Raw genomic sequence first — 16,364 nt, 5'->3', positions numbered from 1 at the left:
TGGAAAATCTATCCGGAAACTGCTGCCAGTGCTTCGGGGAGAGTGAAGCGACCGGCATACAATGCCTTGCCCACGATCGCGCCCTCGACACCCTGATCAACCAGGCTGGAAATGGCGAGTAGATCCTCGATGGTCGACACACCACCGGAGGCGACGACGTGCGCGTCGGTGACCGCGCAGACCTGGCTGAGAAGTTCGAGATTGGGACCGGTGAGTGTGCCGTCCTTGGAGACGTCGGTGACGACGTAACGAGTGCAGCCGTCACGGTCCAGACGCGCGAGGGTCTCCCACAGATCGCCGCCGTCGGTGACCCAGCCGCGACCACGGGTGCGGTACTGACCGTCGACGAGACGAACATCGAGGCCGACAGCGATCTTGTCGCCGTACTTGGCCAATGCACGCGCACACCACTCGGGATCCTCGATAGCGGCAGTACCGAGATTCACGCGAGCACAGCCGGTGGCCAGTGCGGCTTCCAGGGAAGCGTCGTCGCGGATTCCACCGGACAGTTCCACCTTGACCGTCAGGTCGCCGATGACGCCGGCCAACAGTTCACTGTTGGACCCACGCCCGAAAGCAGCGTCGAGGTCGACAAGATGCACCCATTCGGCACCGTCGTTCTGCCACGCAAGAGCAGCGTCGCGGGGCGACCCGTAACCGGTCTCACTTCCCGCCTCTCCTTGCACGAGGCGAACAGCTTCACCGTTGACGACATCTACAGCAGGCAAAAGGACCAGGCTCACGTGCGGTAACCCTAGTAGGTCAGGACCTCGAACCGTCTTCCGGGTCACCGAACGCTTTTCGGGTCATCCGCTTGGATACGACGCCCATTGCCGCAATCGCAGCGACGACCCCCACGAGACCGAGCACGAGGCCGACGCCCGGCGATGGTTTGAGAACAACGATGACGACGGTTGCGACCGCCAGCGCAGCCACAGCGGCGCCGAGCGAGAACAACGCCAGACGGGCGAGGGAGAAATCGTCACCGCGGTTCGGTCCGGATCCCCCGGTCACAAACTCTGCACCCAGTTGCTCAGCAACTCGGCGCCTGCGTCACCGGATTTCTCGGGGTGGAACTGCGTTGCCGACAACGCACCGTTCTCGACGGCAGCGAGAAACTTTCCGCCGTGATCGGCCCATGTCAGCTTCGGGGGTGCAATGTGCTCGGACGGCGCGAGCTCCCAACTCTGCACACCGTAGGAGTGGACGAAGTAGAAGCGGGTATCGGCGTCTATGCCCTTGAACAGGGTGCTGGACTCCGGCGCCTCCACGGTGTTCCAGCCCATGTGCGGCAAAACCTCTGCTTGCAGCCTCTCGACGGTGCCGGGCCATTCGCCACAGCCCTCCGCCTCGACACCGAATTCGACTCCCCGGTCGAACAGAATCTGCATGCCGACGCAGATGCCCAGCACCGGTCGGCCACCGGCCAGGCGTCTGCCGATGATTCGGTCACCCTGCACTGCACGCAGACCTTCCATGCAGGCCGCGAACGCGCCGACGCCGGGCACCACGAGACCGTCGGCCGCCAGTGCAACCTTCATGTCGTTGGTCACCTCCACCTGCGCCCCGGTGCGCGCCAGTGCGCGAGTGGCCGAATGCAGGTTGCCGGAGCCGTAATCGAGTACAGCAATCGTGGAAGCGCTCATGCCCCAACTCTATCGGGCAACCCTGCTGCCGATCACTTTGCCGCCCGCGGCCAGTGCCGGGAGGAGCGCGACAACTACCGCGGAGACCGCGAACACCCATGCGTAGCCGGCAGTCGTGGCCACGAATCCCAACGCCAGTGCACCGATTCCGGTGCCGGCGTCGTAGCCGATGTTCCAGATCGCGCTGGCGGATCCGAGTTGCCTCGGGCCGGCAGCCTGAAACGCCATGACCAAGGACTCGTTCTGCACCGCCCCGAACCCCAGCCCGAAAAGGACCGCCGCGCAGAACAAGACCGGCGTCGACCCGCCGTCGACGTTGATCGCGAACAGCACCAATCCGATGGTCGACGACGCCAATGCCGGCGCGAGTGTCCGACCACTGCCGAGACGATCGGCGATCAGGCCCGCCGAGTACCGGCCGACCAACATCGACCCACTGGCGGTCGCCAACACCACTCCAGCAACGGCCGCACGCTCCGAGATTGCGATCGGCAGTAGAGACGACAATCCGCCGAACGAGGCGGACACACACGCCAGAGCGAGCACCGGAACCAAGACGGCGAACACACTCAGTCGAACGGATTCCCCGGTCGGCTGGGCGAAGATCTTCGGCAACCCGGCAATGGCCACCAGCGCGAGCGCCGGGATCAGCGCACCGAGGACGAACACCGGTGTCGCCGACCACCGTTCCATGATCGCAAGCCCCAGCGGAAGCCCCGCCATTTGTGACGCTGCGATCGCGATTCCCTGAGCACCGGTGGCACGGCCCAGAATTCGTTTGGGCGCCAACTCCGCCACCAGTGCACTGCCGGCCACCGTCAGCATGCCGAAACCGATGCCACGCACCGCGGAAACCGCCAGGACAGGGCCGGCGTCGGCCGAGATCAACAGCACCAACGACGGTGGGCCGAGGAGCAGACACCCGACCGCCAGCACGCGCCGGTAGCCCTGCGTCCGCAACAACCGAGGCACGAGCAGTTGCGTCAAGACCGTGGCCGCCATGAAGACACCGGTCACCGATCCGGCAAGCGCATCCGATCCGCCGGACTGCGCAACCAGCAACGGCACCACCGGCAACAGCAACGACCAGCCACCGAAAGCTGCTGCCGCCATGATCAGGACACCGATCATGCCCGGTGTGCGAAGCAACCCCGGCGATGGAGCAGGATCTTGCGTCTCAGATACAGTCACTTTTCGCGTCTCAGACACAGTCACTTTTCGCGTCACAGACGCAGTGCGCCCGCTACCGCCGCCAGAACCGCCAACGCCAGAAGGATTCCCGACGCAAGCTTGTTGACCTTGAACATCGAGTAGGCGCCGCCCACGGCAATACCCGCGCCGATGAACAGCAAGTAGGTGAAGAGGACGCTCACAGTGTGCCCTTCGTCGACGGCACGCCGCTCACGCGCGGATCCGGCTCGACCGCCTCACGCAGAGCTCGCGCAACGGCCTTGTACTCCGCCTCGGTGATGTGGTGCTGATCGCGGCCGTACAGAACCCGAACGTGCAGTGCGATACGTGCATTCAATGCGATCGACTCGAACACGTGGCGGTTGATCACCGCGTGATACGGAACGCCCGGGTACCCGCCGATGACGGAATGCACCATGTAGTCGGGCTCACCGGTGTGCACGCAGTACGGGCGACCGGAGACGTCGACCGACGCGTGCGCCAGCGTTTCGTCCATCGGGATGAAGGCGTCACCGAAACGACGGATGCCCTTCTTGTCGCCGAGAGCCTGGCCGAGTGCCTGGCCGAAAACGATCGCGGTGTCCTCGACGGTGTGGTGAGCGTCGATCTCGACGTCGCCCTTCGCCTTGACGTCGAGATCGAAGCTGGCGTGAGTACCCAACGCGTTGAGCATGTGGTCGAAGAACGGAACGCCGGTGGAGATGTCGACGATGCCGGTCCCGTCCAGATTCAGTTCGACGACGATGCTTGATTCCCGAGTTGTTCGTTCGATCCGCGCGATGCGATCGCTCATGCCGTCTCTCCTGAATTCGTGTCGACCAGCTGGGTGCCTGCGATTTCGTCACTGGCCTTGATGAACGCGTCGTTCTCGGCTTCGAGTCCCACGGTGGCCCGCAGATATCCGGGGATGCCGATGTCGCGGATGAGAACCCCGCGGTCGAGGTATTCCTTCCACGCCTGTGCACTGTCGGTGAACTGACCGAACAAGATGAAGTTCGCGTCACTGGGAATCACTCGGAAACCGGTGTCCGCCAGCGCCTTCGACACTCGATCGCGCTCGGCGGACAAGGCGTGCACACTGCCGAGGGTCTCGTCGGCGTGACGCAGGGCGGCACGTGCCGCCGCTTGCGTGACCACCGAGAGGTGATACGGCAAGCGCACCAACAACAGTGCGTCGATGAACGCGGGAGCGGCGGCGAGGTAGCCGAGTCGGCCACCGGCAAACGCGAAAGCCTTGCTCATGGTGCGGGTCACAACCAGCTTGGCCGGGAACTCGTCGATCAGCGTCATCGCGCTGGGGGCAGCGGAGAACTCCGCGTACGCCTCGTCGACGATCACGATGCCCGGCGCCACGTCGAGGATGCGTCGCAGTTCCGCAATGCCGACGCTGTGTCCGGTCGGGTTGTTGGGGCTGGTCACGAACACGACGTCGGGTCGGCGTTCCGCAATCACGGTGACGGCAGCATCCACGTCGAGTGCGAAGTCGTCCCGACGGAAGACCTCGACCCACTCGGTATCGGTACCGTCGGCGATGATCGGGTGCATCGAGTACGAAGGCACAAAACCCATCGCGCTACGTCCCGGACCTGCGAACGCCTGAAGAAGTTGCTGCAGAATCTCGTTCGATCCGTTTGCCGCCCACAGATTGTCGACGGTGACCGGTACACCTGTCTGCTTCGCCAGGTACGCCGCCAGATCCGTCCGCAACGCCACAGCGTCACGGTCGGGGTAGCGGTGCAGTTCCTTCGCGGCTTCGCGCACGGATTCGGCCACATCGTCGATGAGCGCCTGGGTCGGCGGATGCGGGTTCTCGTTCGTGTTGAGCTGAACCGGAACCGTCAACTGCGGTGCGCCGTACGCCGACTTTCCACGCAGGTTCTCGCGAATCGGCAGGGCGTCGACCGAAATCGACTCTCCAGGAGCACTACTCATCGCAGAGCCTCGAATCGCAGACGCACAGCCTCGCCGTGAGCCGGCAGATCCTCCGCATTGGCCAGCGTGATGACATGTCCGGCAACGTCTTTCAGTGCAGACTCGGAGTAGTCGATCACGTGGATTCCACGAAGGAACGTCTGCACACTCAGACCGGAGGAGTGGCGTGCACACCCGGCCGTCGGCAGAACGTGGTTGGAGCCGGCGCAGTAGTCGCCGAGACTGACCGGCGCCCACGGGCCGACGAACACGGCACCAGCGCTGGTGACCTGAGCTGCCACCCCGGTTGCATCCTCGGTCTGGATCTCGAGGTGCTCTGCCGCATACGCATTGACGACGCGCAGACCAGCGGAAACATCAGAAACGAGCACCGTGCCCGACTGGCTACCGGTCAGTGCCGTGGTGACGCGCTCGCGATGCTTGGTGATCTCGAGCTGCGCAGCCAGAGCCTTGTCGACCGCGTCGGCCAAGTCGACGCTGGTCGTGACAAGAACGCTGGCGGCCATCACGTCGTGCTCGGCCTGACTGATGAGGTCGGCGGCAACGTGGACCGGGTCAGCGGTGTGGTCGGCGAGGATCGCGATCTCGGTGGGACCGGCTTCCGCGTCGATGCCGACCAGTCCGCGGCACAGACGCTTGGCGGCAGTGACATAGATGTTGCCGGGACCGGTGATGAGGTCGACCGGGACAAGCTCGGTTCCATCGGTGTCGGTTCCGCCGTAGGTAAGGAGGGCGACGCCCTGCCCGCCGCCGACGGCCCACACCTCGTCGACGCCGAGCATGGCTGCTGCGGCAAGGATGGTCGGGTGCGGCAATCCGCCGAAGTCGGCTTGGGGCGGCGAGGCGACAACAAGTGATCCGACGCCGGCCGTCTGAGCCGGCACGACGTTCATGACAACGCTGGACGGGTACACGGCATTGCCGCCGGGCACGTACAGCCCGACGCGCTCGACCGGAACCCAACGCTCGGTGACCGTGCCACCCGGAACGACCTCGGTGACGGTGTCCTTGCGACGCTGATCGGCGTGCACCTTGCGGGTGCGCTCGATCGCAACCTCGAGGGCTTCCTTGACTGCGGGGTCGAGTTCACGAAGTGCGCGCTCGAGCTCGGCCGCGGGTACACGAACCGAAGCCGGACGAACGCCGTCGAACTTCTCGCCGAATTCGAGGGCGGCTTCTGCCCCGCGATCACGGACGGCTTCGACCATCGGGCGAACCTGATGCAGTACCGCGTCCACATCCACTCCACCTCGGGGAAGCGCGGCGCGAAGTTCGGCCGTGGATGGGGTACGACCACGCAGGTCGGTGCGGGCAAGCATGAGAGTTCCTCTCGTACGCAAACGGGGTGCCTGTGCAAGCGGCAGCAAACCGGTCCGGCATCACAGGCCCTGAACAGCGCGCCTGAAACACAGAACTGATGTCAATTATCCAGGATAGGCGCACCCCGTTTTTCACCGGTCCACCTGCAACGCTCACTGCAGGTCCGGCGCCCGCCGCCGGGCGAGTTCGATCAGCTCGTCCCTTCGAGGTGTTGCCACCGAGATTTCACGGCCGTCATGCAGACGAAAGCGGACCCCGTCGCCGGGAGATGCGAGAATTACCCGCAAACCTGGGCCGGTCATTCGATAACCGATTCCGGAGCCCATCCCGATATGTACTGCAGTGGCAGACACAACTTCGTCCCACCGAAATACCTGACGCAGCCCCGGAGACAGCGCGATCGACACTCGTTCGACGTCTGTGGTGATGATCACGCGCACCTTCCACATGTACGCGGCCAACCCGAAGGACAGGACCGCGGACAACACGGCGCCGACGTAGCCCGCCGAGTCGCGATCCACGATTGCCGCGAACCCGCAGACAATTACCAGGACAATTCCGAGGACGACGCACAATGCGACCGCCGACCGCCGCAGTAGTGGGCTCAGGGGAATGGACTCGTGAAATTCGCGCACAGCACCCCCCGCCTCGATCGCCGACAACCCCACCCCGAGGAATGACACCGGGAACACGACCATCCCATTACTCGCGCTTTTATAACAAACACGTCACGCACAGCTAGGGTCCAAAGTCGTGACAGACAGTGACGTGGCCACGACCGCACCTCCGGCCTTGCCGACCCCTCAGCGATCCAGCGGACCGAACCGAGCACGGATCGTTGCGATTGTCGCATCGATCCTCGGCATAGTTTTGTGCGGATCAGTGCCGTTCCTGCCGATCGAGCAGGACACCGCCGTCGTCAACTGGCCGCAGGCCGGGTCGACGACAAGCGTCGAGGCGCCATTGGTCTCGTACACACCGTTGCGCATGGAGGCATCGATTCCGTGCGCGTCGATCAGTGAGTTGGCCGCCACCGGCGGAACGCTCGTCTCGACTGCTCCCCCGGGTGCCGCCGATGCGCGCCGCTACGGATTTGTTGCCACCGTCTCCCCCGAATCCTCCGACGCTCCCGCTCGGGTCGACGTTGTCCTACGCGATCGAGTGTTGCTCTCGACACCCGTCGCTGATCTGCCGAGTGGATGCGCACTCACGCTCGCCGCCGAGCCGACCCGAACCACCTTCAGTGCCACCGGTTCCGAACCGCGCGTCATCGAGGGCGACAGCCGGCCACAGGTAGTCGGCGTCTTCAGCGACCTCGATTCGGCGGCAGCCGGTTTGAACGTCTCGATCGAGGCGGACTCTCGCTTCACGTCGAGCCCGTCGGTGATCAAGACTCTCGCCATGATTCTCGGGGCACTCACGGCTGTCGTGTCCCTCTTCGCGCTGCACCGCCTCGACAACCGCGACGGCCGGGGCACACGCAAATTTCTGCCCGCCCGATGGTGGAAGTTCACCGTCCTCGACGGCGTCGTCGTCGGAACGCTGGTGCTGTGGCACTTCATCGGCGCTACCACCACCGACGACGGCTACCAGTTCACGATGGCAAGAGCCTCCGAGCAATCGGGCTACATGTCCAACTACTTCCGGTGGTTCGCGGTCCCCGAAACCCCGTTCGGAACGCCGTATTACAACATCCTCGGACTCCTGGCCCACGTCAGCACCGCAAGCCCCTGGGTCCGTCTGCCTGCTCTGTTGGCAGGCATCATCACCTGGCTCGTCATCAGCCGGGAGGTTGCGCCTCGGCTGGGCGCCGCCATTCGCGGAAATCGACTCGCCCTCTGGACCGGCGCGCTTGTCTTCCTCGCTTTCTGGCTTCCGTTCAACAACGGACTGCGCCCCGAACCGATCGTTGCCCTCGGCGTGCTGCTGACCTGGTGCTCGATCGAACGCGCCGTCGCGACGAGACGACTTCTGCCGGTCGCAGTCGCGATCCTGATCGCCGGATTCACCTTGACTGCCGGCCCTTCCGGCCTCATCTGCTTTGCCGCACTCATCGCCGGAATACGCCCGATCATGCGCATCATCATCGAACGTGCGCGCACCACCGGTTACGTCGCGGCTGTCGGGCCACTGCTAGCTGCCGGACTCTCGATTCTCATCCCCGCGTTCGGCGATCAAAGTCTGGCCGCCGTCATCGAGATGCAACGCGTCCACTCGATCTCACCGAATCAGCCCTGGTTCGACGAGTACCTCCGCTATCAGTACCTCTTCAACATCTCCGTCGACGGTTCCCTGACTCGCAGATTCGGTGTGTTCGTCATGGTTCTGTGCCTTGGCGTCTGCACCGCGATGATGCTGCGCAAGGGGGGCCGTATTCCCGGTTTGGCCGCCGGCCCGTCACGCCGCGTCGTGGGGCTGACGATCGGCGCACTGCCACTGCTGATGTTCTCGCCGACCAAGTGGACGCACCACTTCGGAATCTTTGCCGGACTCACCGCCGTTCTGGCGATGATGACGGCCGTCGCCGTGGGAACAAAACTCCTGCGCTCGCCGCGCAATCGGGCCCTCTTCGCGGCGGCCGTCCTGTTCCTCCTCGCGGTGGCATTCACCGGCAGCAACAGCTACTACTACGTGTCCAGCTACAGCGTTCCGTGGTGGGACAAGCCTGTGTCCATCAGCGGACTCGGCGCGAGCACCGTCCTCCTCGGGCTGACGGTGCTGATGCTCGGCGTCGCCGCGTGGTACTTCTTCCGTGAGCCGTACACCGCGGGGAAGGAACCGTCCGCGAAGCACGCTCGACTGCTTGCCATCTCGCCACTGACGGTTGCCGCAGGTGCCATGGTCCTCTTCGAGGTGCTGTCCATGGCCAAGGGCGCGGTCACCCAGTACCCGGCCTATTCGGTGGGCCGTGCAAACGTCGACGCCGTTCTCGGCCAACATTGCGGTCTCGCCAACGACGTTCTGCTCGAGACCGATCCGAACGCCTCGATGCTGACGCCCCTCTCGGGCAGCGTCGCCACAGGACTGTCCGCCGGTGGGGCTACGGGATTCGATCCGAATGGCGTCGCCTCCGACCTTCGAGCAGACAAGGAAGCCACGGCTACCGGCGGCGCGAACACCGTCGACACCTCCGAGGACACCGCCGGCAACTCGGCCGGAACCGGCGGTGGCGCCGGACAGACCGGAGTCAACGGCAGTTCGGTCGCGTTGCCGTTCGGTCTCGACCCGGCGACAACACCCGTCATGGGTAGTTACGGTCAGCCCTCCCCCGGCACTCTGACCAGTGACTGGTACCAACTCCCCGACGTGGGCGAGAACGCCACGCGTGGCGACATCATCTCGATTGCCGCGGCTGGTCGTGTTCGGTCCGTCGACAAGGACGGAATCGTCACCTACGGCCAGAACGTCGAGGTCGAGTACGGCACAGCGCGTGGCGTCGACGATGCCGAAACAGACGCTGTCGAAACACTCGGAAAGATCGCGCCCCTCGACATCGGCCCGGCGCCGTCATGGCGGAACCTGCGTGTGCCGTTGGATCAGATTCCCGTCGAAGCCAACAGCATTCGACTGGTCGTCAGCGACTACGACAGCAAGCCCGACCAATGGGTGGCCGTCACCCCGCCGCGGGTTCCGAAGACCCAGAAGCTCAACGACGTCGTCGGTTCACAGGCGCCCGTCATGCTGGATTGGGCTGTCGGACTGGCATTCCCATGCCAACGCCCCTTCGATCATCGGGTCGGTATCGCGGAGGTCCCCGAGTATCGGATCCTTCCCGACCATTCCGGTGCGCTCGTGACCAGTGCCTGGCAGGACCACTACGGTGGTGGACCGTTGGGGTGGATCGATCTGCTCCTGACCGCGCAGACCATTCCGTCGTATCTCGACAACGACTGGGCTCGCGACTGGGGTTCGATCGAGAAGTACACACCGATCGATCCGAGTGCAGTACCTGCCCAGGTCGACGAAACGACCGTTCAGCGCTCCGGGACGTGGAACCCGGGATCGATGACCATGGTTTTCTGAGCGGAATTTCTGAGCGGCTGGGTCACTGAGTGACACGGTCCAGCCGCGGGCGGATCGGACGAAACGCCTGCGACTGGACACTTGTATGACTTAGTCTCCCAGGCATGGGAGCCCTGTCACGGTCTATCGCGCCTGCGCTGATGGCACTGACGTGCCTGTTCGGGGTGCTGGCCATTCCCGCGCACGCCTCGGCTGAGGTACCGGATGACTTCCTCTGGGGCGTTGCCACCTCCGGGTTCCAATCGGAAGGTTCGTCGCCGGACAGCAACTGGTCTCGATACTCCGATTCCGGACGAACCCACGACAAGATCGGTGACTCGGTCGACTTCCGTCATCGCTACGCCGAGGACATCGACCGGGCGGCCGATCTGGGATCGAAGGTTTTCCGATTCGGCGTCGAGTGGGCGCGAGTTCAGCCCGCCGCCGGGAGCTGGAACGAGACCGAATTCGCCTACTACGACGACGTGGTAGCTCACATCCGCGCGCGGGGCATGACTCCGATGATCACACTCGACCACTGGGTGTATCCGGGATGGGTTGTCGATCAAGGCGGCTGGACAAATCCGAAGACGGAAGCCGATTGGCTGGTCAACGCAGAGAAGGTAGTCGAGCGGTACTCCGGAATCGGGGCGCTCTGGATCACGATCAACGAGCCGACTGTGTACGTTCAGCGCGAATTGACCTACGGCGGAATCGCACTCACCCAGGCGCCGTCGATGTTCGACTCATTGGTCCGAGTCCACCGGGCGATCTACGACCGCATCCATGTTCTCGATCCCGGTGCCCGCGTAAGCAGTAATTTCTCCTTCATTCCCGGCGTGTCCGAGGCGATCGATTCGGTATTCACGGATCGAGTGCGCGACAAGCTCGACTTTCTCGGCATCGACTACTACTACGGTGTGGCCCTGAACAATCCGACTGCCGCGTACGCCGCACTCGACGAGTTCTACAACGTCACGCCGCAGCCCGAAGGCCTCTACGACGCATTGATGCGGTACTCGGGCAAGTATCCGGAACTCCCCCTCTACATCGTCGAGAACGGCATGCCCACCGACAACGGAGCGCCGCGCGCCGACGGTTACACACGCTCGAATCACCTACGCGATCACATCTATTGGATGGAACGCGCCCGAGAAGACGGTGCCGACGTGATCGGCTACAACTACTGGTCCATCACCGACAACTACGAATGGGGTTCGTACCGACCTCGATTCGGCCTCTACACGGTCGATGTTCTCGGCGATCCCACTGCGGCGCGAATCCCGACCGACGGCGTCGACGCCTACCGCCGGATCATTCACGAGAACGGCGTCGGGGCCGACTACGTGCCCGTCATGGCCCCGGCTTTCTGCTCGCTCGTCGATCCTCCCCGCAGCTGTACGGCTACTCGATGAGGGCCGTTTTCCGAAATTCCTCCACTCCTCGTCGTTAGGATGTCCCATGCGAACACTGCGAAATATCGCCGGAACTGCCGCTGCCACCGCTGTCCTGATCCTGGTTGCCGGAGGCGCTGCGACGGCAGCCCCGAACCCGGCCGATTCACCCCGCGAGGCGCAAGCACGCGCCTACATCGACGCCCTCGTCTCCCATGACGTCTCCGATGTTCATTTCGCCCCGGATGCGACCCGCGTCGAAGCCGGACTCAAGACGGGGTTCTCCGGACCACAGATGTCCGCCGACCTCGAACACGGCATCCAATACCGCGTTATCCAGGGCGTCCGAGACCTCGAGATGTCAGAGGCCGGGGACATCGTCTCGACCACCTACCTGCTGGACGCGGGAATCGGCGGCACTCGCCTCATGACCGTGGAGATTCGTGAAACCTTCGAAGTCCGTGACGGTCTCATCCACGACGTCGTCGCCGACATCATCCCGGTGTCTGTGTCGTGACGCGCGCCCGATAGCTACTGGGCGGTGCACCCGAGACTCGGGTGCACATCGCCGCGAAGGCAGCCGGCGTCGAGTATCCGAGTTCAGACGCAACGGCCGTCACACTGGCCCCGGCAGAAAGTTTCGGAAGCGCGTGAAGAATGCAGGCACGCTGCATCCACGACGACGCGCTCATCCCCGTTTCCGAGATCAGCAAGCGGTGCAGTGTCCGTTCACTGACGTGGAGTCGGTCAGCCCACCGCGTGGGCGAGTCATGGATCGACGGGGCTGCGAGATACTGCGCGCACAACGCCCGCAATCCCGGGTGCCGAGGCAGCGGGAGTTCCACAGGTAGGGGCGCAAGATCGCGAAGTTCGTGCAGGATCAGCTGAAATACCGCGGCGCTGCGTCCGTGTGCGGGGAAGTCGTCCTCCACATTCAGCTCGACATCCATGTCGACTGCAGCGACAAGTAACTCACGCAGGAGCGACGATACTGCGACGACTCGGCACCTGACCGGGAACCACGGCGCTGCGGACGGTTCGATGTAGAGGCTTCGCGTGCTGACGCCGTCCATTGTCACGGCATGAGCGACACCGGCGGGAATCATGACCGCATTGGACGGCAGAACCGTCCACTCACCGTCATCGGTTTCGACGTTCATCGCACCGTTCACAGCGAAGAGAAACTGGGCTCGTCGATGTTCGTGGGCGGCCAGCACGTGACCGGGTGGGTAGTCGGTTCCGATTGCGAGAACACCGCGGGGCGAGTGATCGACGTCGTTGATCGAGATGTTGCGCACCGGAGGAACCTACCGAGTCTGTGTCCGATTCACAATGGAACGTGGCGAACCTTCGAATGTGCGCCAACGGAGAAATCGCTACCGTTCATCAAGTGCTTCACTACTCCCTCATCCTGCTCGCTTTCGGCGCCTTGACCGGAGTCACCACCGTTCTTTTCGGATTCGGTGGCGGGTTCGTTACTGTCCCAGTCGTTTACGCTGCATCGACGCTGAGGCCGGACGTCATCGATCCGATGCATGTCGCCGTAGCATCCTCGGCGGCCGTGATGGTGGTCAATTCACTCGGTGCCACAGTCGCATTCAGGAAGTCAGGACGGCTTCGGACGGAGTACATCAGACCTCTGATCGGCCCCGTCGCACTCGGAGCCGGGCTCGGAGCGGTTGCGGCGGGCCACGTAGACGACGGCGTCGTCCGGATTCTGTTTGTGCTCTACCTGCTGGTGACAATCCTGGACAGTCTTCTGCGACAAGGGTTTCTGACACCATCTGAACCTCGCGAACATCTTGACCGTCACGGCGTCCGCGCTGTCGGGATAGGCATCGGTGCCGTCGCAAGTTTCCTCGGAGTCGGCGGGAGCGTCATGACGGTTCCGATGATGCGACGCCGCGGAGTTCCGATGGCCGACGCCGCCGCGAGCGCCAACCCGTTGAGCTTGCCTGTCGCCGTCGTCGCGACTGCGGTGTATGCGGTCTCATCAGGGCACAGTTCAGCCTCGGATCTGTCGGCGGGCAGAGTCGGCGCTGTCGACCTTCTGGCCGTCTGTGCACTACTCGCCGGTTCCCTACCGGCGATCGCGCTGAGCCGACGAATCGTCGGTGCCATACCGGACCGAGTCCATGCCGCCGCCTACATCGCTCTACTCGGCGTCGTCACGGCAGTGATGGTGATTGCTTAGCGAACGGCGTATCGCAGATAGATGACGCCGCCGTCGAAGGTTTTCTCCTCGAGCAGTTGCAGATCAAGCCGGCTTTCCGGGAGAGCTCGCAATCCGCCACCGATATTGACCGGACACAGGAACAGTCTGACTTCATCGACCAAACCCGCCGCGAAAGCACTAACCGCAACCGTCGGTCCACCGATCGAGATATCTTGTACCGCTTCACTCTCGAGCAAACGGATGAAGTCTTCATCGAAGCTCGGGACAATCCTGGTACGTGCGGTCGACACCTCGTTCAGCGTCGTGGAGTACACGATCTTGTCGATTCCACGCCAGATCTGAGCGAACTCGGCGGTCGCCGCCTCGATACCGGCAAACTCGCCCGGAGCCGAAGGTCCTCCTGCCACCGAAGAACGCTCGAGATCCTCGGACGCCATTGTTTCCCAGGGAATCATCGTCTCGTACATCCGGCGCCCGAGCAGGTACGTGCCGACTCCCCTCTCTAGCTCGTTGACGAACGCGTGGACCTGCGCGTCGGGAACCGCCCAGTCGAAGTTCCCCTGCTCATCGGCCACATACCCGTCGATCGAGCAGATCGCCGAGTAGATCAGGCTCACCATCGGTCCACGTGCAGCACGTTGTCGACCGGTTCACGGGCGGCGGGTTTGAACGTCTCGCCGGTGAAGTACGCCGTCGGGATGAGCGCAGCCTGATGGAATCCGGCCGGAATGCCCAGCAGCTCGGCAACTTCCGCTTCACGCTGCAAATGCAATGTCGTCCACGCCGTACCGAGCCCACGTGCCCGCGCGGCCAGCGCGTAACTCCACGCAGCCGGGAGTAGCGAACCCCACAGGCCGGCTTGGTTCCCCTCCGGCAGCGTCTTGCCCGCCTTGATACACGGAATGAGAAGGACCGGCACCTCACCCATGTGCTCACCGAGCCACGCGACGCTGGTGCCCACGCGTTGTTGAATCGGCGCGCGATCGGGATCATCGGCGAAGAGTTTTGCCGCCGAACCGTGAGAGGCAAGGTACTCGTCGGTGACTTCCTTGTAGATCTGCCCGACTGCTGCACGCAGTGCCGGATCGGTCACCACCATCCACTGCCAGCCCTGGCGATTCGAACCGGAGGGCGCTTGCAGGGCGATCTGGAGGCATTCCTTCACCAGGTCCAACGGCACGGGACGGGTCAGATCCAGACGCTTTCGAACGGTCCGCGTTGTGGTCAGCAATTCGTCGGGTGTCAGGTCCAGTACGGGATACGACGTCATCTCCCGATCATTGCACTGTCGCGAGCAGTGAGCAGGACTGTCCGTCTACACTTTTCTGATCCCGTGCGTGCTCGTTGTCGGGAGTATTTCCCGATCAAAGGACTTTCGACATGAGTTGGCACGTCTGGTTGGCGTTCTTCGGAGCAAGTTGGGTGATCAGCCTGTCGCCGGGGGCCGGCGCCATTGCGTCGATGTCGTCGGGACTTGCCTACGGCTTGCGACGCGGATACTGGAACATCTTCGGGCTGCAGTTGGGATTGTTGCTGCAGATCGGAATTGTCGCGGCGGGGGTCGGTGCAATTCTCGCCAGTTCGACCGTGGCCTTTTCCTTGATCAAGTGGTTCGGTGTCGCATACCTCGTCTACCTGGGGATCAGGCAGTGGCGATCGGCGCCCACCGAGGTGGAGACCGACGAGGCAGCCGCGAGCAGCTCCGGTCCGATGATGATGCTTCGCGGATTTCTCGTGAACGCGAGCAATCCGAAGGCCGTCGTTTTCATGCTCGCAGTGCTCCCGCAGTTCCTGGACCCGTCGGCGCCGCTGCTGCCGCAGTATCTGATCATCGCCGCCACGATGTGCGCAGTCGACGTGATCGTGATGACCGGATACACCGGCCTGGCCGCCCGGGTGCTCACCTTGATGCGCTCCCCCAAACAGCAGCGAACCACCAATCGAGTGTTCGCCGGTCTGTTCTTCGGAGCCGCCGGCTTCCTCTCGAGCATCGGGCGTGCAGCGGCTTGATCGGTCACACGGCTCGAGAGATCACAGGCCCGCAATCAAGTTGACGACGGACGCCACGATCACCGAACCGAACAGGTACGACAGCAATGCGTGGCCGAGTGCCATCGCGCGCATGTCCGACGACTTCAAGTTGGTGTCGGAAATCGCGAAGCTCATCCCGACCGTGTACGCCACGTAGGCGAAATCGCTGTACCTCGGCGGTTCTTCCTGATTGAAATCGATTCCGCCGTCGGGGCCGGAGTAGTACAGCCGTGCATATCCGAGGGCGAAGAGCGTGTGGACCGCCAGCCACGAGATCACGACGCTGCCGACTGCAACCGATGCCGCCACTACTTGGTAGTGATGTCCGTCGGGTGCCGCCAGGAGCAAGAACGCGATACCGACCAGGCTCGCGACGGCGGCACCGAGAATCAGCAGGTGCGCGACGTTTCGGGCCGGCTCTTCGCGCGTTGCGTGGCTTGCGGTGAGCGTCGCGTCGAAGGGCCAGACCAGAATCCACGTCCACACCGTGAACACCATCGCCGCCACATCCCAGCCGATCAGAAACGCGAATCGGGGATAGCCGACCAACGCCGTGACGACACCGGCGGCCACACCGAGCAGCAGACCCGTCGACACTCTCAGCGCCGGCCCGGCACCCAGGGCGCTCCGTGGAACCGGGTTGATCGGAAGGTCGTGCGGTCGATCGTTCAC

Annotated in this window: 18 protein-coding genes; 5 read left to right on the top strand and 13 right to left on the bottom strand. The window is 63.6% G+C overall.

The window, feature by feature from the left end; all coding sequences use genetic code 11:
- Positions 1–8: 8 nt before the first annotated feature.
- From priA to AC1Q6C_RS26430, 9 genes are all read right to left on the bottom strand, one after another.
- Positions 9–743, bottom strand: a complete 735-nt coding sequence (priA, locus tag AC1Q6C_RS26470) for a bifunctional 1-(5-phosphoribosyl)-5-((5-phosphoribosylamino)methylideneamino)imidazole-4-carboxamide isomerase/phosphoribosylanthranilate isomerase PriA (protein WP_003942371.1) — start codon at positions 741–743, stop codon at positions 9–11.
- Between the two features lie 19 nt (positions 744–762).
- Positions 763–1,014, bottom strand: coding sequence for a hypothetical protein (locus AC1Q6C_RS26465; protein WP_047272209.1), 252 nt, complete (start codon positions 1,012–1,014; stop codon positions 763–765).
- Complete coding sequence (hisH, locus tag AC1Q6C_RS26460) at positions 1,011–1,646, bottom strand: imidazole glycerol phosphate synthase subunit HisH (protein WP_003942389.1); 636 nt, start codon at positions 1,644–1,646, stop codon at positions 1,011–1,013. The genes AC1Q6C_RS26465 and hisH overlap by 4 nt, the downstream gene beginning before the upstream one ends.
- 9 nt (positions 1,647–1,655) lie before the next feature.
- On the bottom strand, positions 1,656–2,777 hold the full coding sequence (locus AC1Q6C_RS26455; protein WP_042923080.1) for an MFS transporter: 1,122 nt from the start codon (positions 2,775–2,777) through the stop codon (positions 1,656–1,658).
- A gap of 92 nt (positions 2,778–2,869) precedes the next feature.
- On the bottom strand, positions 2,870–3,019 hold the full coding sequence (locus AC1Q6C_RS26450) for a hypothetical protein (RefSeq protein WP_007732248.1): 150 nt from the start codon (positions 3,017–3,019) through the stop codon (positions 2,870–2,872).
- A complete protein-coding gene (hisB, locus tag AC1Q6C_RS26445) occupies positions 3,016–3,630 on the bottom strand; it encodes an imidazoleglycerol-phosphate dehydratase HisB (protein ID WP_209447507.1) in 615 nt (204 codons plus the stop codon). Before hisB ends, AC1Q6C_RS26450 begins: the two co-directional genes overlap by 4 nt.
- Positions 3,627–4,769, bottom strand: a complete 1,143-nt coding sequence (locus AC1Q6C_RS26440) for a histidinol-phosphate transaminase (protein ID WP_042449556.1) — start codon at positions 4,767–4,769, stop codon at positions 3,627–3,629. The genes hisB and AC1Q6C_RS26440 overlap by 4 nt, the downstream gene beginning before the upstream one ends.
- Positions 4,766–6,088, bottom strand: coding sequence for a histidinol dehydrogenase (gene hisD, locus AC1Q6C_RS26435; RefSeq protein WP_007732254.1), 1,323 nt, complete (start codon positions 6,086–6,088; stop codon positions 4,766–4,768). Before hisD ends, AC1Q6C_RS26440 begins: the two co-directional genes overlap by 4 nt.
- 153 nt (positions 6,089–6,241) lie before the next feature.
- Positions 6,242–6,724: a hypothetical protein gene (locus AC1Q6C_RS26430; RefSeq protein WP_228232679.1), complete on the bottom strand. Its 483-nt coding sequence runs from the start codon at positions 6,722–6,724 to the stop codon at positions 6,242–6,244.
- 118 nt (positions 6,725–6,842) lie between these two features.
- Between AC1Q6C_RS26430 and AC1Q6C_RS26425 the strand changes: the two genes are divergently transcribed.
- From AC1Q6C_RS26425 to AC1Q6C_RS26415, 3 genes are all read left to right on the top strand, one after another.
- Positions 6,843–10,112 carry an arabinosyltransferase domain-containing protein gene (locus AC1Q6C_RS26425; protein ID WP_412770903.1) on the top strand — a complete coding sequence of 1,090 codons (3,270 nt, stop codon included), beginning with the start codon at positions 6,843–6,845 and terminating at the stop codon, positions 10,110–10,112.
- 140 nt (positions 10,113–10,252) lie between these two features.
- Complete coding sequence (locus tag AC1Q6C_RS26420; protein WP_118606023.1) at positions 10,253–11,506, top strand: glycoside hydrolase family 1 protein; 1,254 nt, start codon at positions 10,253–10,255, stop codon at positions 11,504–11,506.
- A gap of 46 nt (positions 11,507–11,552) precedes the next feature.
- Entirely contained in the window at positions 11,553–12,002 is a 450-nt protein-coding gene (locus AC1Q6C_RS26415; protein WP_064444175.1) for a DUF8021 domain-containing protein, read from the top strand.
- On the opposite strand, the gene AC1Q6C_RS26410 is transcribed toward AC1Q6C_RS26415, so the two are convergent.
- Complete coding sequence (locus AC1Q6C_RS26410; RefSeq protein WP_230358756.1) at positions 11,980–12,783, bottom strand: AraC family transcriptional regulator; 804 nt, start codon at positions 12,781–12,783, stop codon at positions 11,980–11,982. The genes AC1Q6C_RS26415 and AC1Q6C_RS26410 overlap by 23 nt on opposite strands.
- A gap of 92 nt (positions 12,784–12,875) precedes the next feature.
- Here AC1Q6C_RS26410 and AC1Q6C_RS26405 point away from each other — a divergent pair, with 92 nt between their 5' ends.
- Positions 12,876–13,679, top strand: a complete 804-nt coding sequence (locus tag AC1Q6C_RS26405; RefSeq protein WP_230358757.1) for a sulfite exporter TauE/SafE family protein — start codon at positions 12,876–12,878, stop codon at positions 13,677–13,679.
- On the opposite strand, the gene AC1Q6C_RS26400 is transcribed toward AC1Q6C_RS26405, so the two are convergent.
- Entirely contained in the window at positions 13,676–14,281 is a 606-nt protein-coding gene (locus AC1Q6C_RS26400) for a dihydrofolate reductase family protein (protein ID WP_030537073.1), read from the bottom strand. The two genes, AC1Q6C_RS26405 and AC1Q6C_RS26400, sit on opposite strands and share 4 nt — an antisense overlap.
- A complete protein-coding gene (locus AC1Q6C_RS26395; RefSeq protein WP_003942413.1) occupies positions 14,275–14,931 on the bottom strand; it encodes a nitroreductase family protein in 657 nt (218 codons plus the stop codon). Before AC1Q6C_RS26395 ends, AC1Q6C_RS26400 begins: the two co-directional genes overlap by 7 nt.
- 110 nt (positions 14,932–15,041) lie before the next feature.
- Here AC1Q6C_RS26395 and AC1Q6C_RS26390 point away from each other — a divergent pair, with 110 nt between their 5' ends.
- Positions 15,042–15,671, top strand: coding sequence for a LysE family transporter (locus AC1Q6C_RS26390; RefSeq protein ID WP_037130153.1), 630 nt, complete (start codon positions 15,042–15,044; stop codon positions 15,669–15,671).
- A 21-nt stretch (positions 15,672–15,692) separates the two neighbouring features.
- Here AC1Q6C_RS26390 and AC1Q6C_RS26385 read toward each other — a convergent pair whose 3' ends face one another.
- Positions 15,693–16,364: a DUF1345 domain-containing protein gene (locus tag AC1Q6C_RS26385; protein ID WP_030537075.1), complete on the bottom strand. Its 672-nt coding sequence runs from the start codon at positions 16,362–16,364 to the stop codon at positions 15,693–15,695.

This window comes from Rhodococcus sp. MT28 (assembly GCF_058792695.1).
Note: the sequence above shows the minus strand (reverse complement) of the source record. Positions and strands in the feature narration are given on the sequence as shown.

Bases quoted from the DNA above. Each gene is read 5' to 3' on its own strand.
- hisH (WP_003942389.1), bottom strand. From the start codon at position 1,646: ATGAGCGCTTCCACGATTGCTGTACTCGATTACGGCTCCGGCAACCTG.
- hisB (WP_209447507.1), bottom strand. From the start codon at position 3,630: ATGAGCGATCGCATCGCGCGGATCGAACGAACAACTCGGGAATCAAGC.
- AC1Q6C_RS26415 (WP_064444175.1), top strand. From the start codon at position 11,553: ATGCGAACACTGCGAAATATCGCCGGAACTGCCGCTGCCACCGCTGTC.
- hisD (WP_007732254.1), bottom strand. From the start codon at position 6,088: ATGCTTGCCCGCACCGACCTGCGTGGTCGTACCCCATCCACGGCCGAA.
- AC1Q6C_RS26395 (WP_003942413.1), bottom strand. From the start codon at position 14,931: ATGACGTCGTATCCCGTACTGGACCTGACACCCGACGAATTGCTGACC.
- AC1Q6C_RS26455 (WP_042923080.1), bottom strand. From the start codon at position 2,777: ATGATCGGTGTCCTGATCATGGCGGCAGCAGCTTTCGGTGGCTGGTCG.
- AC1Q6C_RS26400 (WP_030537073.1), bottom strand. From the start codon at position 14,281: ATGGTGAGCCTGATCTACTCGGCGATCTGCTCGATCGACGGGTATGTG.
- AC1Q6C_RS26390 (WP_037130153.1), top strand. From the start codon at position 15,042: ATGAGTTGGCACGTCTGGTTGGCGTTCTTCGGAGCAAGTTGGGTGATC.
- AC1Q6C_RS26420 (WP_118606023.1), top strand. From the start codon at position 10,253: ATGGCACTGACGTGCCTGTTCGGGGTGCTGGCCATTCCCGCGCACGCC.
- AC1Q6C_RS26440 (WP_042449556.1), bottom strand. From the start codon at position 4,769: ATGAGTAGTGCTCCTGGAGAGTCGATTTCGGTCGACGCCCTGCCGATT.